The organism is Streptosporangium canum (genome assembly GCF_900113865.1).
Taxonomy (GTDB): Bacteria; Actinomycetota; Actinomycetes; order Streptosporangiales; family Streptosporangiaceae; genus Streptosporangium; species Streptosporangium canum.
Genome location: NZ_FOQY01000002.1, coordinates 436,267 through 457,348, shown reverse-complemented (window position 1 = coordinate 457,348; position 21,082 = coordinate 436,267). Strand labels below are relative to the sequence as shown.

Genomic DNA, 21,082 nt, shown 5'->3' with positions numbered 1-21,082 from the left:
GCCCGCCGACCCTACGGCGGACCCTGACCTTTCAGTGAGGATTCAGTGACTCACTGATGACTTGGAGCGCGATGGACGTCTTGGACCTGTCTCGTTGGCAGTTCGGCATAACAACCGTCTACCATTTTCTGTTCGTGCCGCTGACGATCGGCCTGTCGATCATCGTTGCCGGATTCCAGACGGCCTGGCACCGTACCGGGAAGCCCGCCTACCTGCGGCTGACCAAGTTCTGGGGCAAACTCTTCCTGATCAACTTCGCGATGGGCGTGGTCACCGGCATCGTGCAGGAGTTCCAGTTCGGCATGAACTGGAGTGACTACTCACGCTTCGTCGGGGACGTCTTCGGCGCCCCGCTGGCCATGGAAGGTCTCATGGCCTTCTTCCTGGAGTCCACCTTCCTCGGCCTGTGGATCTTCGGATGGGACAAGCTGTCGCCGAGGCTCCACCTGGCGACGATCTGGGTGGCCGCGATCGGCACGAACCTCTCCGCCTACTTCATCCTGGCGGCCAACTCCTGGATGCAGCACCCGGTCGGCTACCGGCTCAACCCCGTCACCGGCCGGGCCGAGCTGACCGACATCTGGGCGGTGCTCACCAACTCCACGACCCTGGTGACGTTCCCGCATGTGATCTTCGGAGCGTTCGTCACCGCCGGGGCGTTCGTCGCGGGGGTGAGCGCCTGGCATCTGTTGCGCAAGAAGGACGTCGAGCTGTTCCGCGTCTCCGCCCGCATGGCGATGACCGTCACCCTGGTCGCCTCCATCGGAGTCGCCCTGTCGGGTCACTGGCAGGCCCAGATCATGACCGAGCAGCAGCCGATGAAGATGGCCGCCGCCGAGGCGCTGTGGGAGGACGAGACCTCCGCGGGGTTCTCGCTGTTCGCCGTCGGCGACGTCGAGAACGGCCGCAACCACATCAACCTGCAGATCCCGTACGGCCTGAGCCTGCTGTCCACCAACACACTGGACGGCCACGTCGAGGGCGTCAACGACATCCAAGCCCGCTACGAGGCCGCCTACGGCCCCGGGGACTACAAGCCCGTCGTGGGCATCGCCTACTGGTCCTTCCGCCTCATGATCGGCTTCGGGATGCTGGCCGCGCTGCTCGCGCTCGCCGGCCTCTGGGCCACCCGGCGCGGCCGGCTGCCGGACAACCCGTGGTTCCACCGGCTGGCGATCCTGGGCATCGGCCTGCCGTTCCTGGCCAACTCGATGGGATGGATCTTCACCGAGATGGGCCGCCAGCCGTGGACCGTCTTCGGGATCATGCGTACCGCGGCCGCGGTCTCACCCGGCGTGGACGTCACCGAGGTCGCCATCACCCTGGTCGGCTTCACCCTGGTCTACGCGGTGCTCGCGGTCGTCGAGATCCGGCTGCTGCTGAAGTTCATCCGGATCGGCCCCGACGCCGAAGGCGAGCCCGGCCGGCCCACCGACACCGTCCCCGCCCTGTCCTACTGAAGAAGCTGCCATGGAACTCACCACCGTCTGGTTTCTGCTCATCGCCGTTCTGTGGACCGGCTATTTCGTGCTGGAGGGCTTCGACTTCGGCGTCGGCATCCTGCTCCCGCTGCTCGGCCGCGACGAGTCCGACCGGCGCACCCTCGTCCAGAGCATCGGGCCGGTGTGGGACGGCAACGAGGTCTGGCTGATCGTGGCCGGCGGCGCGACCTTCGCCGCGTTCCCCGAGTGGTACGCGACCCTGTTCTCCGGCTTCTACCTGCCGCTGTTCCTCATCCTGCTGGCCCTCATCGTGCGTGGTGTCGCCCTGGAGTACCGCGGCAAGAGCGCCGGCACCCGCGGCTGGGACCGGGCGTTCTTCTGGGGGTCGCTCGGCCCGGCGTTCCTGTGGGGCGTGGCCTTCGCCAACATCGTGCGCGGTGTCCCGCTGGACGCCGACCACGAGTACACCGGTTCGCTGCTCACCCTGCTCAACCCCTACGCGCTGCTCGGCGGCCTGGCCACGCTCACGCTCTTCACCTTGCACGGCGCGGTCTTCATCCGGTTGAAGACCGACGGCGAGCTGCGGGAGCGTGCCGGGCGGCTGGTCCGCGTGACCGGACTGGCGGCGCTGGTCATCGGCGGCGCCTTCCTCGTGACGACCCAGCTGACGGTGGGCAAGCCCGCCACCTGGGGCACCGTCGCGGTGGCCGCCGTCGCGATCGCGGGTGCCCTGGTCGCGACACTGCGCGGCCGCGACGGCTGGTCGTTCGCCGCCAACACGGTGGCCATCGTCGCGGTCACCGTCACCCTGTTCGCGAGCCTGTGGCCCAACGTGATGCCCGCACTCGACCCGGCCAACAGCCTCACCGTGGACAACGCCGCCTCCACCTCGTACACGCTCACGGTGATGACCTGGGTCGCGGTCATCTTCATGCCCCTGGTGCTGGCCTACCAGGGGTGGACCTACTGGGTGTTCCGGCGCCGTCTCACCCGCGCGCCCGGCGGCAGCTGAGCGGCGGGACTCCATGGATGCGCCCGGTGCGCGGACCCGCCGTCGCGGGGGCGCGTGCCGGGCCTCACCTCCGGACGGGGTGATCCCGGAGGTGGCGGGATCCGGCTGGTTGGGCTACGAATACGACCGCGTCATGGTGGAAGCGGCGCTGCCGTGACCACCCGCCTGCTCACCTCATTTCCTGTCGCACCAATCCCAACAACCACGCCCTTGACGGAGGGCCGGCCACCGCGCGAATGGAGCGCGAGGCGAGCGCCTGGCGGCCGGCTGAGCGGTGCCGGGACGGCGAGACCGCCCGGCGGGAGATCTCCGGCCCGTCGCCTCCGCGCGAGGTACGGGGCCGGAGCCTGAGGGGGTCAGCGGGGGACGGCATCCGGCCGGTCGTGGTGGCGCAGGGACGCCATCAGCCGTGACAGCGCCGCGGTCGTGTCCGCGAGGCCGGCGGGGTCCGCCGAGCGTGCGAGCCACAGGGCCGCCTCGTTCATGGCGCCGGACAGGAGGCGGGCCAGCGGCGCGACGGGCTGCCGGACGATGACCCCGGCCTCCACCAGCGTCGTGAGCGCCTCGGTGAGATGCCTGGCCGACGAGGCCTCGTCCATCGCCCGCCACTCCTCCCAGCCCAGCACGGCGGGGCCGTCGATGAGCATGATCTGCTGCACCTCGGGATCGGAGCTCGCGGTGAGGAACGCGTGGCAGCCGGCGATCAGCTGTTCCCATGGATCCTCCCGGGCCTCGGCGGCGGCGGTCACCCTGTCCGCGACCTCCTGCTGCACCTGCTCGACCACGGTGCGGAAGAGATCGGCCTTGCTGTCGAAGTGGTGGTAGAGCGCCCCCTTCGTCATCTCGGCGCTCTCGACGATCTCGGCGAGGCTCACCGCGCCGTAGCCGCGGCGCGCGAACAGCCGCCTGCCCTCCGCCACCAGTGCGCGCCTGGTCTCCAGCCGCTGCTGCGCCTTGCTCCGCGGTGCTCGGTTCACCCTCGCGCCTCCGTCGTCGGACGATTGACATACCGATGGTACGCATCTAGGTTAGCCGAACATACCGACGGTATGTGTTTTTCGGATCGGAGTGCCCTTATGAGTTTGACCAGCTTCTACCCGGTCGTCTGCACGCGGCTGATCGCCGAGACGCGCGACTTCTACACCGGCCTGTTCGGCTTCGAGACGACCTTCGAGTCGGACTGGTACGTGAGCCTCAGGCGGCCGGAACCGCCCCACTACGAGCTGGCGCTCCTCGACCACACCCACGAGACGATCCCCGAGGGCTACCGCTCACCCGTCCAGGGGCTGATCCTCAACTTCGAGGTCGCAGACGTCGACGCCGAGTACGACCGGCTCGTGCGCCGGGCCGGCCTGGAGCCGAGGCTTTCCCTGCGGAGCGAGGACTTCGGCCAGCGGCACTTCATCGTCGCCGACCCGAACGGCGTCCTCGTCGACGTCATCACGCCGACGGCGCCGACCGCGGCCTTCGCCGACCAGTACACGTCCCCGCTCTCCGGCGACGGGCGCCCCTGAGCGATCGATTCCTTCGCGGGCGCCCAGCTCCGACCGGCCCCGGCCGCCGAGCGCGTTCACCGTACCCGGCGGGCGGGGGAGGGGCGGAAGCGCGGACACCGGCGGCCGGGGCGGTGAAGCGGGGGAGGCGGCTCCGCGGGAGGACACGCCGATGCCGCACGGCGGGCAGGCGAGACCGGCCGTTGACAGCGACGCACCGAAATAGCGATCATGAGCGTCTATCGGGTGGATCTGTTCGCCGAAGTCGCGTGAGAGGTGTCCTCGTCCTCGCGGGCAGGGCGCGTCCGTGCCGGCCTCCGCGGCTCACAAGCGTGTCCGGCTCGACAAGAGAGGCACCTCATGGCTCGGATCATCCCCGTCTCCGCCCCGTCACCTGACGCTCACGCCGCGGATCTGCCCCGGCGCCGAGGGCTGATCATCGTCCTCAGCGTGCTGGCCGGAGCGCTGATCGCCTCGCTGTGGTCCTTCCGGCTCGTCGACAGCGTGATCGGCGACAACGTCGCGAACACGCTGCTCGGCTACGACGCCAAGCACACCGAGATCGGAGGCCTGATCGCGGGGACCGTCTTCGCCTTCGTCTCCGGTCTGGCCGGCACCTTCACCGCGTGCAACATCGCCGCGTTCGGCGCGATCGCACCGATGACGAACGCGGGGGGCGCTCACCGGGCCGACTCCTCGGACACCTCCGGCCGGCTCCGGATCGGGGCGACCCTGCGGCCCATCGGCTGGCTCGCGCTCGGCATGATCGTGGTCTCCGGAGCCTACGGGGCCGTCGGCGCCGCCCTCGGCGAACGGCTGCCCCAGCTGTCGACCGCGACGGCCGGCTCCAGCCTTCCGCCGCGACTGCTGCAGGCCTCGATCGTCTTCGGCGTGATCGGCCTGGCCTTCGTCTACCTCGGCCTGGCGGCGCTGCGCGTGGTGCCCGACCCCTTCGCGCGCCTGTCGAGCCGCTTCCCCAACGCGCGCCTGGTCGTGATCGGCGCGCTGATCGGCGGATTTCTCATCGGGCGGCCGTTCCCGCTGTTCCACAAGCTGTTCGAGTACGCGGCCGAGACCCGCAACCCGCTCTACGGGGCCGCCGTCTTCATCCTGCAGTCGCTCGGCAACATCACGCTGATGGCCGTGCTCTTCGTCGTGCTCGTACACGCCACCAGGGGCCGCTTCACCCGCTGGATGACCGCCGGCCCGTCACGGGTCGCGACGATCACGGCGGTGGCCTTCATCGTCGTCGGCGCCTTCACCTTCCTCTACTGGGACCTGCGACTGCCCGCGCGGTTCGGTTACGGCTGGTTCCCGGTGGCGCCCTGGGAGTGAGCGGCCCGGTCCGCCGGCGGGACGGGCGGCCCGCCGCTCATCCCGCCGGCGCGGCCTGCCGGGGACGCCGTCTCCGGTCGCCCGCGGGCCGGTCGTCCACCGGATCCGGCCGCACGCCCTCGATCACCTTCCTCAGCCGTCTCTTGGAGGAGGCCACCGACCGGGTGGCCTCCTCCAAGATGTCGCCCGCGCCGATCATCAGGCCGGTCAGCTGGGCCTCGAAGACCCGGTCGGCGTCGAAGGGCTCGATGAGATACTCGCCGAGTTCGAGCGTGACCAGCCCGTGGATCGCGGTCCACAGCTGGTGGGCGACGAGCTCGGCGTCACCGGCCCGGAACCGTTCCGCCGTGATGCACCGGGTGGCGCACTCCACCACGGTGCTCAGGGTGTATCGGCCGTACTGGCGGTCCTCGGCGGTCAGGGAGAACCCGGCCAGCGACGCTCCGCCGAACATGACCGCGTACAGGTGCGGGTTCGTCAGGGCGTTGTGCCGGTAGGCCCGGCCGAACAGCGCGATGTCGGCGACGGGATCGGCGGTCCGGGAGACGTGCGAGAAGTAGTCCTGCAGGCGGGCGAACCCCTCGTAGACCATCTCGCGCACCAGCCCGCTCATCCCGCCGAAGTTGGTGTAGACCGCCATCGTCGAGCTGCCCGCCTCCGTGGCGATGCGGCGGGCCGACAACGCCTGGGGGCCCTCGTCGGCGAGCAGCCGCGCGGCGATGTCGACAAGAGCGGGGCGCGTCTGAGGATTCGATCGGCGTGGGCTCACCTTGACAGTATTGCATAACATCGTTATTTTTAACATAACAGCGTTATGCTAACTGCCGAGCCTCACGAGGAGGTGCCCGATATGACGGTCACGGAGCACGTCGACCCGATCATGGCGCTCATGTCCGCGGCCCCCCGCCGCCGGACGCACGACGAGCCGCTGCCGGTCGACGGCGTCATACCTTCCAGCCTGGACGGCGCGTTCGTGCAGGCGAGCAGGTATCCCGGGGGATCGCGGCAGTCGCATGCCGCCGCCGGGCCCGTCCTCTTCTCCGGCGTGCGGCTCGGCGGCGGCACCGCTCGGCGCCTCACGACGGCCGGGGAGTTCGGCGGCCACCCGCTGGAGCGGATGCCGGACCTCGCGGCCTGGATCCGGCCCGCCGGACCCGCCGCTCCGCCGCCGGACGGGCCGTGGAGCGTGAGCCTCGCACTGCCGGTCCAGGACCGGGTCACGGCCGAATGGCACACGATCGCCACCTATCCCGGTCTGGGCTGCGCGGAGCACCTGACCATCGGGACGGACGGCGGCATCCGCGACGCCCGGTCCTTCGCCCTCGACGGCGCGCCGCTCATGCACGCGGTCGCGCTCACCGACCGGTTCGTCGTGGTGTTCGACCTGCCCGTGACCTACCACCGGGCGGCGGCGATGGTCGGCACCCGCTTCCCCTACCGCTGGCGGCGGGACCGGCCGGCGCGCATCGGGCTGCTCTCACGGCGGCCCGGCGACGCGACGGAGCCGCGCTGGTTCCCGATCGACCCCTGCTACGTGTCCCATTCGGTCAACGCCTACGACGACGGCGGCCGCGTCGTCGTGGATGCCGTCCGCCGCGAACGGGCCTTCGACGGCCCGTCGCGGGGCGGCGAGGGCGCCGCCGGATCGCGGGTGCACCGGTGGACGCTCGACCTGGGGAGCGGCGCGGCGGAGGAGCGGCCGCTGGTCGACTCCATGACACTGGCGTCGGTCGACTCCCGGCGGGCAGGCCGCAGGCACCAGCTGATGTTCGGCTGCGCCCCCGGCGGGCGGGCACTGGTCGGCCACGACCTCGCGGCCGGCGGCACGCAGGTGCGGGAGCTGGAGCCGGGCCGGCGCGCCGGTCAGCCGGTCTTCGTCCCCCGGGGCCGCGCCGAGGGGGACGGCTGGCTCGTGGTCCTCACGCAGAACGACGCGCAGCGGCGGAGCGAGCTGCTCGTGCTCGACGCGCTCCACCTGAACGGCCGGCCCCAGGCGGTGGTCCACCTCCCGGCCCTCCTGCCGGCCGCGCGGCACACCACCTGGATGACCACACCCGCAGGGCCCGCGCACCGGCGGTGACCCCGTGCCCCAAGGGATCGCTCCGGCGGGATTACCACCGCAGACGGCGCCTGCCGGCGGCAGTCTCAGATCGGTCGCCGGGCCCGTCCCTGCGGGGTTGCCACCCTCGCGGCGGGTTACAGCCCCTGCGCCCCGCCCTGAAGCGGCCCGTCGTGGACCGGATCGCCCTGAACCGGGCCGTCCGCGGCGGCATGGGCGTGCACCGGCCCGCTGGAGGCCGGGCGGGCGGCGACGCTCGGATGCACCGCGACGACCACCCGGTGATCGCGCCCGCCCTCGGCCGTCTCGTCGTGGTATTTGGCCACCAGCGCGGTGACGGCGCCCGCGAGCTCCTCGGCGAAGGCGGCGCGATCGGCCGCCGAGGCGAAACGCACCTGGCCGTCGATCGCGAAGGTCGCGACCCTCTTGCGGGCCTTGGCGGCGCCGGTGATCAGCTCGCCCACGTCGCGCACCATCCGGGAGGCCAGGGCCAGCAGCCAGCGCGCCGACAGCTGGTCCGGCGAACGCGCCGGGTCGGGCGCGACCGCGGCCAGCGCGGTCGGCGAGATCACGAAGGACGCGGCCGTGGCCCGCATCACCCGCTCGGTGACGTTGCCCTTTTTGCGCTCTTCGACCAGCTCGACCAGGCCGTGCCGCTCCAGTGCCTTGAGGTGGTAGTTCACCTTCTGTCTGGGCAGGCCGACCTTCGCCGCCAGCATCGTGGCCGAGGCGGCCCCTCCGGCCAGCTCGGCCAGGAGCCGGGTGCGGACCGGGTCCAGCGAGACCTCGGCCGCGGCCGGGTCCTCGATCACCGCCACTTCGAACATGCCATCACCGTCTCACCGACAATCTCTTTTGTCAAGATTATTGAAACTGTCGGGCTGCTCCGGCCGAGCGGCGACTCCGTCCCACCTCCTCTCGCGGTCTGGGGAACATCGGAACCGGATCGTGCACTAAGCCCTGTTCACCCAGGTCAGCGCTCTGAGGATTCTCGCCCGGCCTCTCTTGCCGATCGTTTCGGAATCCAGCCGAGCCGATCATTCGTCGTCAAGTCGTTGGAGGATTCAGTCGAACTCGCCGAACGAGGGCGAGGACAGAAACCGCCACTCCGCATGCCTTCGACGTGAACCTCGTCGCCGCCCAGGCGGCTCGCCGGGCCGGCTCGTAGCGGCCCGCCGGGTAGGGCCCGCCCTACCCGGACACACCAGCCCGCCTCATCCGAAAGACGCTGGTCAGCGGCATGGGAGGCGCACTCGCGTGGCCATAATCTCGTCGACGTATGGATCTCACCGTGAGGTCTGATCCTTCTCACGTGGCAATAGGCAGGTTAAGGAGTAAAACAGCATGGCTATGGACCGAAAGCGTGTCAGCCGACGGCGGCTGCCGGCGACGGCGGTGATCGTGATGGGAGCGGTCCTCGCCCCCGTTATGGCCCAGGCGGCCCTGGCCGACACGGTCGGCGGGAAGCAGAACCCGGTCCATGCACTGGAGCGGGCGGCGCACCCGCTGCGCTCGACCGAGCCCGGGAGGAACACGGCCGACCTACGAGCTCTGGGCGTGATGATCGGCGACGCCAAGGTGGTCGGTCTCGGCGAGGCCACCCACGGCTCGCACGAGTTTTTCACCATGAAGGAGCGGGTCTTCCGCTACCTCGTCGAGGAGAAGGGCTTCACCACCTTTGCCCTGGAGCTGAGCTGGTCGGCGGGACTCCAGATCGACGACTACCTCCAGACCGGCAAGGGGGACGCACGCAAGATCGCGAAGGAGGCACTGGCCAACTCGCCGTGGGACCGCGAGGAGTTCGTGAGCCTCATCGAGTGGATGCGGGACTACAACCGCCGCCACCCCGGCCGCACCGTCCACTTCATGGGCGACGACCTCGGCGCCCCCACACTGAGCGACGAGTTCTTCGGCCGGGTGACCGGCTACGTGCGAAAGCACCACCCGGAGTCGCTGCCGCAGCTCAACGAGCTCTATACCGGCCTGCGCCCGATCGACGACGTCTTCGCCTACCTGGGCAAGCCGCTCACGGAACGACAGCAGCTCGCCGCCAAGGCACAGCAGGCTCTGGAACTGATCAGCAGCCAGAAGGGCCCCGGCGGAGACGAGTTCGAATGGGCCGAGCAGAACGCCCGATCCATCGCCCAGACCGCCAAATTCCTCACCATAGACGTCAAAGACCCGGGCTCGCTTGCCACCTTCCAGCGCTTCCGTGACCAGGTGATGGCCCAGAACATCACCTGGTGGCAGCGGCGCACCGGCGACAAGATCCTTCTGTCGGCGCAGAACGACCACGTCGGATACGCGGCCGGCGATCCCAAGCTGTATCCCAAGACGCAGGGGTCGTTCCTGCGCGACGCACTGGGCAAGAAGTATCTCCCGGTCGGCTTCACCTTCAACCAGGGCTCCTTCCTGTCGAAGGACACCGCTCTCGGTGGCGACTGGAAGAAGTTCACCGTGGGCGCGGCCGAGCCCGGCATGAACGAGTACACCCTCGACAAGATCCGTTACCGGGACTACTACCTCGACATCCGCAACGCCCCGGCCGCGGCGCGCGCCTGGCTGGACGTCGCCCGCCCCACGCGCAACATCGGCACGCAGTACCCCCACCCGCTCGCCGACCTCGCGGCCGCCCGCTCCTTCGACGTCCTCATCCACCTTCATGATGTCCGGGAGGCCGACAAGCTGAAGCCGTGACGGTGCCGGCCCCGTCGTGAGCCGCCCGACCTCTCCTGCCCTGCGGGGAAGACCTTCCCGCTTCGGGAGCAGCTCTCCTCCAGCCACTCAATCCGGAGAGGGGCCGGCCCTTCTTCCTCCCCTTGGTGATGACGGCGGCGATGTCGCGCAGGTGCAGGGCTATGGACAGCATGGCCTCGTCGGTGACGGCGGAACCGACCTCTGCGACATGGCCGGCGATCTGTGGGTAGGTGATCAGGCCCCAGCCCCCTCGGGCACATCTGCGGAACACTCCGGCATCAGCGGACCGGCGACGGTTGCGCGCAGGCCCGCGAGCGCCTCCCGGACCCGGGAAGGCGTCAGGTCCGCCCAGGACGGGGGTGCGGGCCAGGCCTGCCCCGTCCTGTCGTGCCCGGGAGATCAGGGCTTGATGAGGACCTTGAGGCTCTTGCGGTCGGCCATGTCCTGGTAGCCGGCCGGGACGCCGTCGAGGTCGGTGGTGGCGTCGAAGACCTTGCCCGGTTCGATGCTGCCGTTGAGGATGTCGGGCATCAGTTCTTCGATGTAGGCGCGGACCGGGGCGGGTCCGCCGGCCAGGCGCAGGTTGGGGCGGAACAGGCTGCCCATGCCGATCGGCGCGTCTTCGTACTGCGGGACGCCGACGCGGCTGATGACGCCGCCCGGACGGACGACGCCGAGGGCCTGCCGGTAGGCGGGCATGGTGCCGACGGCCTCCAGGACCACGTGGGTGCCGTGCCCGCCGGTGAGTTCGCGCACCTGCGCGATGCCTTCCTCACCACGGGCGGAGACGATGTCGGTGGCGCCGAACTCGCGGCCGAGGTCGATGCGGGCCTGGTGGCGTCCCATCAGGATGATCTGCTCGGCGCCCAGTCTCTTGGCCGACAGGACCGCCAGCAGGCCCACGGCTCCGTCACCGATCACGGTGACGCGGGTGCGCGGGTTGACGCCGCCGGCCACGGCGGCGTGGTGGCCAGTGCCGAACACGTCCGAGAGCGTCAGTAAGGACGGCATGAGGGCCGAGTCCGCTTCGACGGGCAGCTTGACCAGGGTGCCGTCGGCGAGCGGGACGCGGACCGCTTCGGCCTGGCCGCCCTCGTCCGGTTCGCCGTCCCAGAAGTTGGCCTGCGGGTGGGCGCAGGAGGTGTGCAGGCCCTCGCGGCAGAACTGGCAGGTGTTGTCGGAGATGGCGAACGGTGCCACGACCAGGTCGCCCCGCTTGAGGGTGGTCACCTCCGGGCCGGTGTCCTCGACGATGCCGATGAACTCGTGCCCCATCCGGGCGGGGCCGTCTTCCGGCTTCATCGAGCTGTAGGGCCACAGGTCGCTGCCGCAGACGCAGGACGCGGTGACGCGGACCAGCGCGTCGGTGGGCAGCTTGACGACCGAATCCGGCACCTGCTCGACCCGGACATCGCCGGCGCCGTACATCATGGTTGCACGCATCAGAAGTTCTCCGTTTCAGATGGTTGTGTGTCTCAGGTGGTGGCGACGGGGCAGGAGCCCCGGACCATCACGCGGGCTCGTTCGAGCGTCTTGGCTCCCCACCCCATCCCCGGCTGACCTGGCCATACACCCGGTAGCGGGGAGCTGGTGCGCGGGTGACGCAGAGCGGCGGCGCTGGATGACGGCGATGGTGATCGTGGGGATCAGGGTCAGCACGGCGATGGCGGCTCCCACCACGGCGGGGCCGGTGGCGCCGAGCGTGGAGTCGAGGGCGCGCCCGGCGATCCAGGACCCGGCCGCGGTGCCGACATTGAACGCCGAGACGCTCAAGGCGGAGGCCAGGGTGGGCGCGTCACCGGCGAAGCGGACCGACAGGGAGATCAGCACCGGGTTGGCGCCGAGCCCGAAGAATCCCAGCAGCGCGACCAGAACGACCGTGGCCCCGGCGTGCGTCGACAGCAGGCAGATCGCCGGCAGCAAGACGGTGGCGCCCGCGGCCGCCGCGATCGTCGTGGTGTGCGGGCGGGCGTCCCCGAGCCGGCCCCCGGCCAGCGAGCCCGCCAGGGCTCCGACGCCGAAGCCGACAAGCACCAGCGGCACGAGCCCGGCCGCGATACCGGCCCGGCCGGTCAGCAGCGGCGCGATGTAGGAGTAGGCCGACAGCACCCCGCCGGTCGTGGTCGCGCAGGCGGCCAGCACCAGCCACAGCCGCCCCGAGCGCAGGGCCGCCACCTCCGACCACACCGACACCGCCCGATGATCGCCGCCGTCGTGCGGGAGGGTGCGGGCGATCAGGAAGGCGGCCGCCACCGCCAGGACCGCCAGCGCCCAGAACGGGCCCCGCCAGCCCATCAGTTGCCCGGCGAACGCGCCGATCGGCACCCCGACGACGTTGGCGAGCATGCCTCCGGCACCCACCAGGCCCAAGGCGCGGGTGCTCGCGGCAGGACCCGCGGCGCGGCTGGCGGCCACGTTGGCCACCGCCCAGAACGCGCCGGTCGCCAGCGCCGTCACAAACCGCGCCGCCAGCAGCAGCGCGAAGCTGGAGCCGACCGCGACGATGAGATGCCCGGCCGCGAACACGCCCAGGGTCAGCATCAGCGTCAGCCGCCTGGGCAGCCGCAGCGTCAGCATCGCCATCACCGGCGCGCCGATGATCATCCCGGCCGCGAACACCGTGATCAGCAGTCCCGCCTGAGGCACGCTCACCCGCAGGTCGCCGGCGATCTCCGGCAGCAAGCCCGCGACCACGAACTCGGTCGTGAGCATCAAGAAGGTGCCCACCGCCAGCACATAGACCACCAGCGGGAGCCGCACGGGCGACTGCCCGCGCTCGCCGAGCGCCCCGGCGTCACCCGCGCCGGCGGCCCGCTCGACGACTTCTTCGCGCGTACTCATGTCCATCTCCGTATCGCAGGTCGCGTTCAACGTGCTGATCCCAGGAAACCTGCCTGGCCGCGCGCGAGGCAGAGCGCGTTTATAGGGGGGACAAGCTCAACCCCCTTACCCCCGCCACCTGCGCGAACCCTGCGACTACCGTGGAGGGCATGGACCACCGGCCCGACCACCGCGACCAGATCCGGGACTTCCTCGCCACCCGGCGCGCCAAGCTCACCTCGGAGCAGGTCGGGCTGCCCACCAGTGGTCGGCGCCGGGTCCCCGGGTTGCGCCGCGAAGAGGTCGCGGTGCTGGCCGGTGTGAGCACCGAGTGGTACACCCGGCTGGAGAAGGGCCACATCAGCGGCGTGTCCGAAGACGTGCTCGACGCGGTCGCCCAGGCCCTGCGGCTGGACCAGGACGAACGCACCTACCTGTTCGACCTGGCCCGCGCCGCCCGGCCCGCCCGCCGCGCACCCTCGCGCCGCAAGGACGTCCAGGTCCCGCCCCGGGTCCAGTGGCTGCTGGACTCCATGACCATGTCCGCGGCGTTCGTGCGCAACGGCCGCCAGGACATCGTCGCCGGCAATGCGCTGGCCCGGGCCTTGCACGCGCCGGTCTTCGACAGCCCCACCACCGCGCAGCACGGCCGCGCCAACATCGCCCGCTACATCTTCCTCGACCCGGGCTCCCAGCAGTTCTTCGTCGACTGGGACGCGGCCGCCGTCGCCACCGCCGCGCTGCTGCGCGCCGAAGCCGGACGCGAGCCCCACGACCGGGCCCTGCGCGACCTCGTCGGCGAGTTGTCCACGCTCAGCACCGAGTTCCGCAGCCAGTGGGCCGCCCACGACGTCCGCATCCACCACGAGGGCAGCAAGCGGCTATGGCACCCCCAGGTCGGCGACCTGGAGCTGATTTACCAGTCCCTCAACCTGCCCATGTCCAACCGGACGGTGTGCGACCTCACCATCTACACCGCCGAACCGGGCAGCACCTCCGAAGAGCGGCTCAAACTCCTGGCCAGCCTGGCAGCCACCCAGCCAACACACCCCACCAATCAGCCGCGCTGAAGCGCGCCGACCCGCAACCGGCGCAGTCAGGCCGGGCACAGCGGATGATTCGCCGTGCCCGGGGATTGCGCCAGCAGCGCGAACAGGTCGAGGGCATCCAGGAAGAAGGACTTCTCCAGATCCGGCAGTGACGGCGGCTCCTCGAACGCCGTATACGCCCTGACCTGGTCATCAGACAAAAACCCGCAGGCATGGGCGACAACGGCAGACATGTCACTGATCACCATCAAAGCGACGATCACACCAGCTGTCTGGATCTCGAAGCCGGCCCGATCACACACCGAAGCCGGACGTCGCACGCCGCACAAGATCGTTCTCAGCGCCAACGGCTGTTCCCGGGTTTCTTAACCCCGGAGTCCAGCCCCTCGCTGGACCTTTGCGGGCATTCGCATGGGTTCGCCCCGTGGTCCTGATAACAGGTCTGTAAGAGCGGACTGCTACAGGCCACATACGGTGCGTGATTTTCGGCACGCTGGGGCAGATCAGACGTGACATGGGAGGCGAGATGCACGATGATCACGACTCGGCTCACCGGCGCGGCCCGAGTACAGGCCCGCGTGGGCGCAGGCCGTACGCCGCTCCGGCGGACTCACCGCCTCAGCCGGCGGTGCCCCCGGAGGAGCCGGGGGCCGATCCCCCCGGGCGGCCCTACAGCAGCGCCGGCGACCCGTTCGTCTACGGATCACGGGTCAGCGTCGACATCCGGCCGGCCTGGCCGCCACCGCCCCGGCCGATCCGGTCGCACCGTCCGCGGCCCTGGCCGCGGATCCCGCGCGACCGGCTTCTGCGGCCCGCGCTGGTCTGCGGATTCCTCGCGGCCGCCGGGATCGGCATGTGGTCGTCCGGATGGTCGCCGGTGTCCGAACCGTCCACCGTCGAGGTCGCCGCGGCCCCCGCCCCGTCACGGATGGCCGGTCACGACGCGACGGTCGCTCCCGCGGAGGCGACCACGCCGGACGCCGGTCACGTGCCCGTGGCCACCCCCTCGGCCACCTCCGGCGCCCCGGCCAAGGCCGCCCGGAGCCGGAGAACGGCGCCGCCGCGTACGGTCGAGCGGCCCCGGCGCCACGCGGCCCTCGACGCCCAGACCGTTCACGGCGGGCAGGATCACCGGCGCCACCGGGAGTCCGCCGCGCCGAAGACCGCCAGGAAGCAGGCGCCCAGGAGCGTCAGGCCGAAGGCGCCGAAGGCCTCCACGTCCCCGAGGACACGGCCGCCCGAGCCTGCCGGTGAGACCGGCACTCCCGCGAACACCGGCACTCCCGCGAACACCGGCACCCCCACGAACACCGGCACCCCCACGAACCCCGCCGCCCCCCGGACTCCGAGGACTTCCCCCATTCCCGACACCTCCGTCATCCCCGACAGCCCCGGCGACCGGCTCAGCGCCGCCTACGCCTGCCGGAATCTCGAGCAGAGCGACTGGCGCCACGGCTACTGCGTCAGGGTCTGGAACGATTACAAAAGACAGAAAGGCCTGTCGTAACCGCTCTTCCGGGCGGCTCCGGCGCCGGGCATCCGGCCCGGAGCCCATCCGGTCCTGCCGGGCCCGGCGGTGGACGCCGCGCGACCGGGCCTCACCGGCCTGGAGTACGGCCCGGCTCGGCGACCGGTGCATCGGCGGCCGTCAGGCACCGCCGCCGGTCGGCTGCCCGCCGGCCGCCAGGCCGGCACCCACGCGGCCGCCGTCGCCCGAGCCGGCGCGGGCGACGGCGGCCGAGGCGAACGCGGTGATGATCGGGTGCGGCCGGGTGCCGTCTCCGGCCAGTTCGGGCTGGAAGAGCGTGGCCAGGAAGAACGGATGGGCGGGCAGCTCAAGCGCCCGTACGGCGCCCGTCCCGTCGCGGCCGGTGAAGCTCAGGCCGCCCGCCTCCAGAACGGGCAGGTAGCCGGAGTTGAGCCCGAAGCCGCAGAGGTATTTCTCCCTGCTCCTCTCGGCACCGATGATCTTCTCGACCAGCGAACCGGGCGCCAGCCGTACCTCCTCCTCGCGACCCACCAGAGAGCAGGCCAGCGGCAGCAGCAGGAACTCGTCGGCGTCCGGGTCGTTCTCGGCGTGCGCGACCGGCAGGCCCAGGACGTTGCGCGCGTACTCCAGCAGGGCGTGCTGGAAACCGCCGCAGGTGCCCAGGAAGGGGATGCCGTGCTCGCGGGCGGTGCGGGCGGCCTCCACCGCGCCGGCCTCGCTGCGGTAGGGGCTGCCGGGCAGCATCCAGATGCCGTCGAACCCCTCCAGGCCCTCGGTCTCGGTCGTGGGGATCCAGTAGGCGTCCAGGGTCAGCCCGTCGCGCTCGCGCAGCGCCTCAAGGAGGGACGGGACGCGCATGTGGGCCTGGACGCTGGGAGATCTGTCGCCCACCAGGGCGATTCTCGCGGTGGTCATGTCCCTCATCCTCACCGGAACTCCGAGGTAAGCGCCAACGATGATCCCTGCTAGATCGATAAGCGATACTGATGCACCGTGGATCCTCACCTGTTGCGCACGTTCGTGACCGTCGCCCACCGGCGCTCCTTCTCCGCGGCCGCCGAGGAGCTCGGCTACACCCAGTCGGCGGTCTCCCAGCAGATCGCCACGCTGGAGGCCGACCTCGGCCTGGCCCTGCTGCACCGGCGCCCGGTGACGCCCACCCGCGCCGGGGAACGCCTGCTGGAGCACGCCGGCCCGCTGCTGCTGCGCCACCGGGCCGCCCGCGCGGACGTCCTGCGTGCGGCCGCCGGTCCGATCGAACGGCTGACGGTGGTGGCCTCCCCGCTGGCGTGCACCCCGGCGGTCGCCCGGAGCCTGCTGCTGGAGCGGCTGACGGTGACGCTGCGCACGGCCGGACGCGAGAGCGTCGCCGAGCAGGTCGCCTCAGGAACCGCCGACCTGGGCTTCGTCGACGGCATCGCCGCGCCCAGCGACCCGTTGCGCCTGCCGGACGTCGGATCGCCGCCCGGTGTCGGCGTGGCCGAGGAGGAGCTGGTGGTGATCCTGCCCGGCGGCCATCCGCTGTCCGGCAGGCGCGGGCTGGCGCTGGCCGACCTGGCCGACGCGCTGTGGTTGCAGGCCCCGGCCGCCGTCTCGGTCGAGCGGCTGCGCGAGGTGGCGGGCGTGGGCGGGTTCCGGGTGGGATTCCGCTACGGCGGCGAGGACCTGCACACCGTGCTGAACCTCGCCGCCGCCGGGCACGGCCTGACCCTGCTGCCCTCCTCGGTGGCGGCCGGGGTGCCCCTGATCGCGCCGCGCGTGGTGCACCGGGTGGAGATGCTGCACGGCCCCCACGCCTCCGGTCCGGTCAGAGCCGTCGCCGATCGGCTCGGATGGCGGCCCGGCGGCGCTGGGATGCCTCATCGCGACACCGGGATCAGCCGGACTCCGCGAGCAGATGCACGACACCGGCCGGGTTCTTGATCCAGTGGGTTCTGGAATCGAGGTTCTCCAGGGGCTCGACCTCGTCACACGGGTGGATACCGCTGTCGGCCAGTTTGCCCACTGCCGCGTCCAGGTCATCGGTGTGCAGCTGCAGCCACAGGTCGGGCTGGCTGTAGTTGTCGACGCAGTCGAGCCACAGCGTATTGGGTCCGAACCGCACCGAATGAGTTCTCGAGACGGTCGGGGCGTAGGAGACGTCGTCTTCTTTGACGTCGAAGCCCAGAGTGTCGCGGTAGAAGGCCACGGTGGCCTCGTACTGTGCCTTGGGGATCTTCATGGCGAGGTTCAGACCGGCCGTGAATTCAGGCTTGCTCATGGTCGCGTGACTCCTTGGTTCGTGTCGGTGGCGTCGGTGTCAGTGGCCTCCAGCGCGCCTTCCAGCGCGGCCAGCCGGTCATCCCACCTGCTGGCGAGCCTGGCCAGCCACAGTTGGGCGGTGCGGATGGCGGCTGGTTCCAACCGGTAGGGATGGCGGCGGCCGACCGGTTCGCCGACGCTGATCAGGCCCGCTTCGGCGAGCTGGCCGAGGTGCTTGGCGATCGCCTGGCGGCTGATCGGCAACCGTCGCGCCAGATCCGTGACGGTTGCGGGCCCGGCGCGGCCGAGCTCCTCCAGCAGCGCCCGCCGCGTCGGATCGGTGAGCGCCGCGAACACCGCGATGGCCTGCCCTTCCGCGTCAGGCGGCCGCATCGAGGTAGGTCTCCAGATCGACGAGCTCGGCGTCCCATCCCTGACTGTTGGCCTTGTGAGCGGAGTGGGCCACGTCGGCGGCGGCCTGGGCGAACCCGCTCTCCACCAGGCGCAGCCGGGTGCCGCCCGGCACCGGCTCCAGAGTGAAGTCCACAAGTGTCTGGGGTGCGTCGGCCTCCGGCAGGCCCTCGATCGCCCACCTGAACGCGAAACGGTGTGGTGGGTCGACCACCGCGATCGTGGCGACGGATTCCTCGTCCAGGTCGTCCCAACGGAAGAACGCGCGCCCGCCGGGCCGCAGATCTATCTCCGCCACCGAGCCGAACCACTGCGAGAGTCCTCGCGCGGTGGTCAGCGCGGCCCACACCCGCTCGACGGGGTGCCGCAGCACCACCACACGTTCGATCGTGCCCGAACCCATGCCCACCCTCCTTCGCAACCTGTAGGTTGCCATTAATGGCAACCTACAGGTTGCGATCGTCGCCCGCAAGCCCCGGCCCGGACAGCGGGCTTCTGCCGCAGAAGGGCTTCACGCCATGCGGAGGATGACCTTGCCGGTGGTGCGGCGGGTGGTCAGGGCGGTGAGGGCGGTCGCGGCCTGGTCGAGGGGGTACTCGGCGCCCACCAAGGGGTGGACGCGTCCCGAGGCGGTCAGGGCGAGCAGGTCGTGGAGCGGCACGGCGGCACGGCTGTCGGGGAGGCGCAGGTGGGCGCCCAGCCAGTAGCCGCCGACGGTGATGTTGCGCTCGCTGAGGATCCCGGGGTCGATGGGGGCGGGGTCGATCCCGCCGGAAGTGCCGTAGGTGATCAGGCGGCCGAAGGGGGCCAGCGCATGAGGGGCCGCCTCGAAGACGGGGCCGCCGACGGCGTCGAGGATCACGTCGGCGAGGGCGCCGCCGTTGGCTTCGCGGATGCGCTCGGCGTAGCCGTCGGCCTCGCCGGGGATGGCGGCGTCGGCGCCGAGCCGGAGGACCAGGGCACGTTTGTCGGGGGTGGAGGCGGTGCCGATGACCCGTCCGGCGCCGAACTCCTTGGCCAGCTGGATCGCCAGGTGGCCGACGCCTCCGGCTGCGGCGTTGACGACGACGGTTTCGCCGGGGAGGATCCGCGCAGCCGTCCGCAGCAGGTGCCAGGCGGTCAAGCCCTGGACCAGGAGGGCGAGCGCGGCGCCCGCGGGGAGGTCTTCGGGGATCTCGACCGGATCCTTCACCAGCGCCTTGGTGGCGAAGGCACTGCTGGCGAAGGCGAGCATGCGGCGACCGTCCGGGGCGCGGCCGACGACCTCGCCGCCGGGGATGAACGGCAGTCGTGGCGGCAAGTAGGTGCCGCGCAGGCGTTCGGCGTCGGCGAAGTTGAGACCGGCGGCCTCGACGTCGAGGAGGGTTTGGCCGGGGCCCGGCGCCGGGTCGGGAAGGTCGGCGGGGGTCAGGACATCGGGTTCGCCCAGGCGCTCTGCAACCATTGCTCTCATGCCGTAGACGCTAGGAGCCACACGGTTCCGCAGGTAGCGGGTGGGATTTGTGGATGAGACGGAATGTATGAGGATTTTTCATACGTTGTCGCTCTCGTGGATGACCTGAGTGTGGCCGAGCTGCGCGTGCTGGTGGCGGTGGACGGCGAAGGCAGCGTATCGGCGGCGGGGGTACGGCTGGGGCTGACGCAGTCGGCGGTCTCGCATGCTCTGCGCGCGGCGGAGAAGAAGATGGGCGCGGTGCTCTTCCAGCGAGGGCGGGGCGGTGCCCGGGCCACGCCCGCCGGTAATGCCGCGGTCGGGCACGCACGGCGCATCTTGCGGCTGATCGAGATCATGAAGGTCGACACCCGTACTGCCGCGCGGGGCGAGGTCACGGGGACGATCCGGGTGGCCGCCTTTCGCAGTGCGGCCTTCCACCTGCTGCCCAGGGTGCTGGTGCGGTTCGGGCAGCGGTATCCGAAGGTGACGGTGACCGTGCGAATCGTGCCTGATCTGGGGCGGGGGATCGCGGGGGAGGTGGCGGACGGGCGCGCCGATGTGGGGATGGTCTCACTGCCGGTGTATGTGGACGGGCTGGTGACGAAGGAGCTGTACGCGGAGCCGTACCTGCTGGCTTATCCGGAAGGGCATCCGGATCCGCGGTCGCTGCCCATGATCGATTGGCACGAGAACTGCGCGGGTGAGACCCGGCGCTGGCTGGCGCGGCAGGAGTGGATTCCACCCGGCGACATCACCGTCGAGGACGACGGGGTGGTGATGTCGATGGTGGGGCACGGACTCGGTGCGGCGATCGTGCCCAGGCTGTCCACGGTGGATGCGCCTGCCAAGGTCGCGACGGCCGAGCTCGGCGACGGTGCGCCGCAGCGCCACGTGGGGTATGTGACCACGCCGGAGCTGGCCGGATCGGCGATCATCCGCGATCTGCTCGGCGAGTTGCGAGCGATGAAGGGCGTGGCCGGCCCCGCCGGCGGTTGAACCGGCGGCCGGTCGAGAGTGAGCAGCAGGGGAAGATCCACCGTGCTCACATCTTCGGAGCCGGGCTGGTTATCGCCGCCGCCGGTTTCGCCGTGCTCACCCAAGCCGACGCCGCAGCCGGGCTACCAGAGACCAGGCCAGGGCCATATCCGCCCGATTTTTCCCGAGTACTACGGGGACCCCGTACGGCCGTATTGATCTGCTGTCAAACAATTGGAATTAAGATGATTGGTGTTACGGTCATCGGCATCGAGAGGGGGAGTCGGATGCCACCCAAGACCGCCGGCCGCCCGCGGCTGACCTACTTTCCGCAGCTGGCGGCCGAACGCCTGGACATCGCCCTGTGCCGGGCCTCGGCCGCCGTCGCGCGCGCGGCCGAGGGGCAGGCGGACGACAACGGCCTCGGCGTCGGCCAGCACCTGGTGCTGAAGATGCTCGTGGCCGTCGGCCCCTGCTCGCAGCAGACGCTCAGCGAGGAGCTGCGCATCGACCGCAGCGTCATGGTCAACCTCTGCGACGACCTGGAGCGGGCCGGCCACGTGCGCCGTGAACGCAACCCCGACGACCGGCGCGCCTACGCCGTCACCGGCTCCTGACCATCCT

22 protein-coding genes are annotated in these 21,082 nt (G+C 70.9%); 11 read left to right on the top strand and 11 right to left on the bottom strand.

The window, feature by feature from the left end; all coding sequences use genetic code 11:
• Nucleotides 1-71 precede the first annotated feature (71 nt).
• The gene (locus tag BM085_RS04395) at nt 72-1,460 is read left to right on the top strand and encodes a cytochrome ubiquinol oxidase subunit I (protein ID WP_093885714.1); all 1,389 of its coding nucleotides are present in this window, start codon (nt 72-74) and stop codon (nt 1,458-1,460) included.
• A 10-nt stretch (nt 1,461-1,470) separates the two neighbouring features.
• Nucleotides 1,471-2,454 (top strand): cytochrome d ubiquinol oxidase subunit II, encoded by a 984-nt coding sequence (gene cydB / locus BM085_RS04390; RefSeq protein ID WP_093885713.1) that lies wholly within the window; start codon nt 1,471-1,473, stop codon nt 2,452-2,454.
• 356 nt (nt 2,455-2,810) lie between these two features.
• Here cydB and BM085_RS04385 read toward each other — a convergent pair whose 3' ends face one another.
• Nucleotides 2,811-3,431: a TetR/AcrR family transcriptional regulator gene (locus BM085_RS04385; RefSeq protein WP_093885712.1), complete on the bottom strand. Its 621-nt coding sequence runs from the start codon at nt 3,429-3,431 to the stop codon at nt 2,811-2,813.
• 99 nt (nt 3,432-3,530) lie between these two features.
• Here BM085_RS04385 and BM085_RS04380 point away from each other — a divergent pair, with 99 nt between their 5' ends.
• Together BM085_RS04380 and BM085_RS04375 are read left to right on the top strand one after the other, a co-directional pair.
• Nucleotides 3,531-3,968 (top strand): VOC family protein, encoded by a 438-nt coding sequence (locus tag BM085_RS04380; protein WP_093885711.1) that lies wholly within the window; start codon nt 3,531-3,533, stop codon nt 3,966-3,968.
• A 339-nt stretch (nt 3,969-4,307) separates the two neighbouring features.
• Complete coding sequence (locus BM085_RS04375; RefSeq protein ID WP_093885710.1) at nt 4,308-5,282, top strand: hypothetical protein; 975 nt, start codon at nt 4,308-4,310, stop codon at nt 5,280-5,282.
• Nucleotides 5,283-5,319: 37 nt separating this feature from the next.
• Here the strand turns inward: BM085_RS04375 and BM085_RS04370 are convergent, their stop codons facing one another.
• Nucleotides 5,320-6,051 (bottom strand): TetR/AcrR family transcriptional regulator, encoded by a 732-nt coding sequence (locus tag BM085_RS04370; RefSeq protein ID WP_093885709.1) that lies wholly within the window; start codon nt 6,049-6,051, stop codon nt 5,320-5,322.
• 81 nt (nt 6,052-6,132) lie between these two features.
• On the opposite strand from BM085_RS04370, the gene BM085_RS04365 reads away from it, so the two are divergent.
• Entirely contained in the window at nt 6,133-7,362 is a 1,230-nt protein-coding gene (locus BM085_RS04365; RefSeq protein WP_177244946.1) for a carotenoid oxygenase family protein, read from the top strand.
• 116 nt (nt 7,363-7,478) lie between these two features.
• Here the strand turns inward: BM085_RS04365 and BM085_RS04360 are convergent, their stop codons facing one another.
• Nucleotides 7,479-8,168 carry an ArsR/SmtB family transcription factor gene (locus BM085_RS04360; RefSeq protein WP_093885707.1) on the bottom strand — a complete coding sequence of 230 codons (690 nt, stop codon included), beginning with the start codon at nt 8,166-8,168 and terminating at the stop codon, nt 7,479-7,481.
• Nucleotides 8,169-8,685: 517 nt separating this feature from the next.
• On the opposite strand from BM085_RS04360, the gene BM085_RS04355 reads away from it, so the two are divergent.
• The gene (locus BM085_RS04355) at nt 8,686-10,038 is read left to right on the top strand and encodes an erythromycin esterase family protein (protein WP_093885706.1); all 1,353 of its coding nucleotides are present in this window, start codon (nt 8,686-8,688) and stop codon (nt 10,036-10,038) included.
• A gap of 399 nt (nt 10,039-10,437) precedes the next feature.
• Here BM085_RS04355 and BM085_RS04350 read toward each other — a convergent pair whose 3' ends face one another.
• Together BM085_RS04350 and BM085_RS04345 are read right to left on the bottom strand one after the other, a co-directional pair.
• Nucleotides 10,438-11,481: a zinc-dependent alcohol dehydrogenase family protein gene (locus tag BM085_RS04350; RefSeq protein ID WP_093885705.1), complete on the bottom strand. Its 1,044-nt coding sequence runs from the start codon at nt 11,479-11,481 to the stop codon at nt 10,438-10,440.
• A gap of 15 nt (nt 11,482-11,496) precedes the next feature.
• Complete coding sequence (locus tag BM085_RS04345) at nt 11,497-12,879, bottom strand: MFS transporter (protein WP_093885777.1); 1,383 nt, start codon at nt 12,877-12,879, stop codon at nt 11,497-11,499.
• A 149-nt stretch (nt 12,880-13,028) separates the two neighbouring features.
• Here BM085_RS04345 and BM085_RS04340 point away from each other — a divergent pair, with 149 nt between their 5' ends.
• Nucleotides 13,029-13,928 carry a helix-turn-helix transcriptional regulator gene (locus BM085_RS04340; RefSeq protein WP_093885704.1) on the top strand — a complete coding sequence of 300 codons (900 nt, stop codon included), beginning with the start codon at nt 13,029-13,031 and terminating at the stop codon, nt 13,926-13,928.
• Between the two features lie 26 nt (nt 13,929-13,954).
• Here BM085_RS04340 and BM085_RS04335 read toward each other — a convergent pair whose 3' ends face one another.
• Nucleotides 13,955-14,254, bottom strand: coding sequence for a hypothetical protein (locus BM085_RS04335; RefSeq protein ID WP_143120800.1), 300 nt, complete (start codon nt 14,252-14,254; stop codon nt 13,955-13,957).
• Between the two features lie 179 nt (nt 14,255-14,433).
• On the opposite strand from BM085_RS04335, the gene BM085_RS04330 reads away from it, so the two are divergent.
• On the top strand, nt 14,434-15,414 hold the full coding sequence (locus tag BM085_RS04330) for a hypothetical protein (RefSeq protein ID WP_143120799.1): 981 nt from the start codon (nt 14,434-14,436) through the stop codon (nt 15,412-15,414).
• Nucleotides 15,415-15,555: 141 nt separating this feature from the next.
• On the opposite strand, the gene BM085_RS04325 is transcribed toward BM085_RS04330, so the two are convergent.
• Nucleotides 15,556-16,311 carry a CTP synthase C-terminal region-related (seleno)protein gene (locus BM085_RS04325; RefSeq protein WP_093885701.1) on the bottom strand — a complete coding sequence of 252 codons (756 nt, stop codon included), beginning with the start codon at nt 16,309-16,311 and terminating at the stop codon, nt 15,556-15,558.
• Nucleotides 16,312-16,404: 93 nt separating this feature from the next.
• On the opposite strand from BM085_RS04325, the gene BM085_RS04320 reads away from it, so the two are divergent.
• Nucleotides 16,405-17,319 carry a LysR family transcriptional regulator gene (locus BM085_RS04320; protein WP_281249814.1) on the top strand — a complete coding sequence of 305 codons (915 nt, stop codon included), beginning with the start codon at nt 16,405-16,407 and terminating at the stop codon, nt 17,317-17,319.
• On the opposite strand, the gene BM085_RS04315 is transcribed toward BM085_RS04320, so the two are convergent.
• The 4 genes from BM085_RS04315 to BM085_RS04300 all read right to left on the bottom strand — a co-directional run bounded on the left by BM085_RS04315 (nt 17,273) and on the right by BM085_RS04300 (nt 19,501).
• Entirely contained in the window at nt 17,273-17,656 is a 384-nt protein-coding gene (locus BM085_RS04315; protein WP_093885700.1) for a VOC family protein, read from the bottom strand. The genes BM085_RS04320 and BM085_RS04315 overlap by 47 nt on opposite strands.
• Nucleotides 17,653-18,030 carry an ArsR/SmtB family transcription factor gene (locus BM085_RS04310; protein WP_093885699.1) on the bottom strand — a complete coding sequence of 126 codons (378 nt, stop codon included), beginning with the start codon at nt 18,028-18,030 and terminating at the stop codon, nt 17,653-17,655. The genes BM085_RS04315 and BM085_RS04310 overlap by 4 nt, the downstream gene beginning before the upstream one ends.
• On the bottom strand, nt 18,017-18,451 hold the full coding sequence (locus BM085_RS04305; RefSeq protein WP_093885698.1) for an SRPBCC domain-containing protein: 435 nt from the start codon (nt 18,449-18,451) through the stop codon (nt 18,017-18,019). Before BM085_RS04305 ends, BM085_RS04310 begins: the two co-directional genes overlap by 14 nt.
• A gap of 108 nt (nt 18,452-18,559) precedes the next feature.
• The gene (locus BM085_RS04300; protein ID WP_093885697.1) at nt 18,560-19,501 is read right to left on the bottom strand and encodes a quinone oxidoreductase family protein; all 942 of its coding nucleotides are present in this window, start codon (nt 19,499-19,501) and stop codon (nt 18,560-18,562) included.
• A gap of 63 nt (nt 19,502-19,564) precedes the next feature.
• Between BM085_RS04300 and BM085_RS04295 the strand changes: the two genes are divergently transcribed.
• Together BM085_RS04295 and BM085_RS04290 are read left to right on the top strand one after the other, a co-directional pair.
• Nucleotides 19,565-20,479: a LysR family transcriptional regulator gene (locus BM085_RS04295; RefSeq protein WP_093885696.1), complete on the top strand. Its 915-nt coding sequence runs from the start codon at nt 19,565-19,567 to the stop codon at nt 20,477-20,479.
• Between the two features lie 266 nt (nt 20,480-20,745).
• Nucleotides 20,746-21,075, top strand: coding sequence for a MarR family winged helix-turn-helix transcriptional regulator (locus tag BM085_RS04290; RefSeq protein WP_245789118.1), 330 nt, complete (start codon nt 20,746-20,748; stop codon nt 21,073-21,075).
• The last annotated feature ends 7 nt before the right edge of the window (nt 21,076-21,082 follow it).

Excerpts from the sequence above, each read along its gene's own strand:
- BM085_RS04345 (WP_093885777.1), bottom strand. The coding sequence starts at position 12,879 with ATGAGTACGCGCGAAGAAGTCGTCGAGCGGGCCGCCGGCGCGGGTGAC.
- BM085_RS04365 (WP_177244946.1), top strand. The coding sequence starts at position 6,133 with ATGACGGTCACGGAGCACGTCGACCCGATCATGGCGCTCATGTCCGCG.
- BM085_RS04300 (WP_093885697.1), bottom strand. The coding sequence starts at position 19,501 with ATGAGAGCAATGGTTGCAGAGCGCCTGGGCGAACCCGATGTCCTGACC.
- BM085_RS04380 (WP_093885711.1), top strand. The coding sequence starts at position 3,531 with ATGAGTTTGACCAGCTTCTACCCGGTCGTCTGCACGCGGCTGATCGCC.
- BM085_RS04315 (WP_093885700.1), bottom strand. The coding sequence starts at position 17,656 with ATGAGCAAGCCTGAATTCACGGCCGGTCTGAACCTCGCCATGAAGATC.
- BM085_RS04360 (WP_093885707.1), bottom strand. The coding sequence starts at position 8,168 with ATGTTCGAAGTGGCGGTGATCGAGGACCCGGCCGCGGCCGAGGTCTCG.
- BM085_RS04310 (WP_093885699.1), bottom strand. The coding sequence starts at position 18,030 with ATGCGGCCGCCTGACGCGGAAGGGCAGGCCATCGCGGTGTTCGCGGCG.
- BM085_RS04325 (WP_093885701.1), bottom strand. The coding sequence starts at position 16,311 with ATGACCACCGCGAGAATCGCCCTGGTGGGCGACAGATCTCCCAGCGTC.
- BM085_RS04340 (WP_093885704.1), top strand. The coding sequence starts at position 13,029 with ATGGACCACCGGCCCGACCACCGCGACCAGATCCGGGACTTCCTCGCC.
- BM085_RS04395 (WP_093885714.1), top strand. The coding sequence starts at position 72 with ATGGACGTCTTGGACCTGTCTCGTTGGCAGTTCGGCATAACAACCGTC.
- BM085_RS04290 (WP_245789118.1), top strand. The coding sequence starts at position 20,746 with ATGCCACCCAAGACCGCCGGCCGCCCGCGGCTGACCTACTTTCCGCAG.
- BM085_RS04375 (WP_093885710.1), top strand. The coding sequence starts at position 4,308 with ATGGCTCGGATCATCCCCGTCTCCGCCCCGTCACCTGACGCTCACGCC.
- BM085_RS04350 (WP_093885705.1), bottom strand. The coding sequence starts at position 11,481 with ATGCGTGCAACCATGATGTACGGCGCCGGCGATGTCCGGGTCGAGCAG.
- cydB (WP_093885713.1), top strand. The coding sequence starts at position 1,471 with ATGGAACTCACCACCGTCTGGTTTCTGCTCATCGCCGTTCTGTGGACC.
- BM085_RS04355 (WP_093885706.1), top strand. The coding sequence starts at position 8,686 with ATGGCTATGGACCGAAAGCGTGTCAGCCGACGGCGGCTGCCGGCGACG.
- BM085_RS04295 (WP_093885696.1), top strand. The coding sequence starts at position 19,565 with ATGTATGAGGATTTTTCATACGTTGTCGCTCTCGTGGATGACCTGAGT.
- BM085_RS04305 (WP_093885698.1), bottom strand. The coding sequence starts at position 18,451 with ATGGGTTCGGGCACGATCGAACGTGTGGTGGTGCTGCGGCACCCCGTC.
- BM085_RS04330 (WP_143120799.1), top strand. The coding sequence starts at position 14,434 with ATGCACGATGATCACGACTCGGCTCACCGGCGCGGCCCGAGTACAGGC.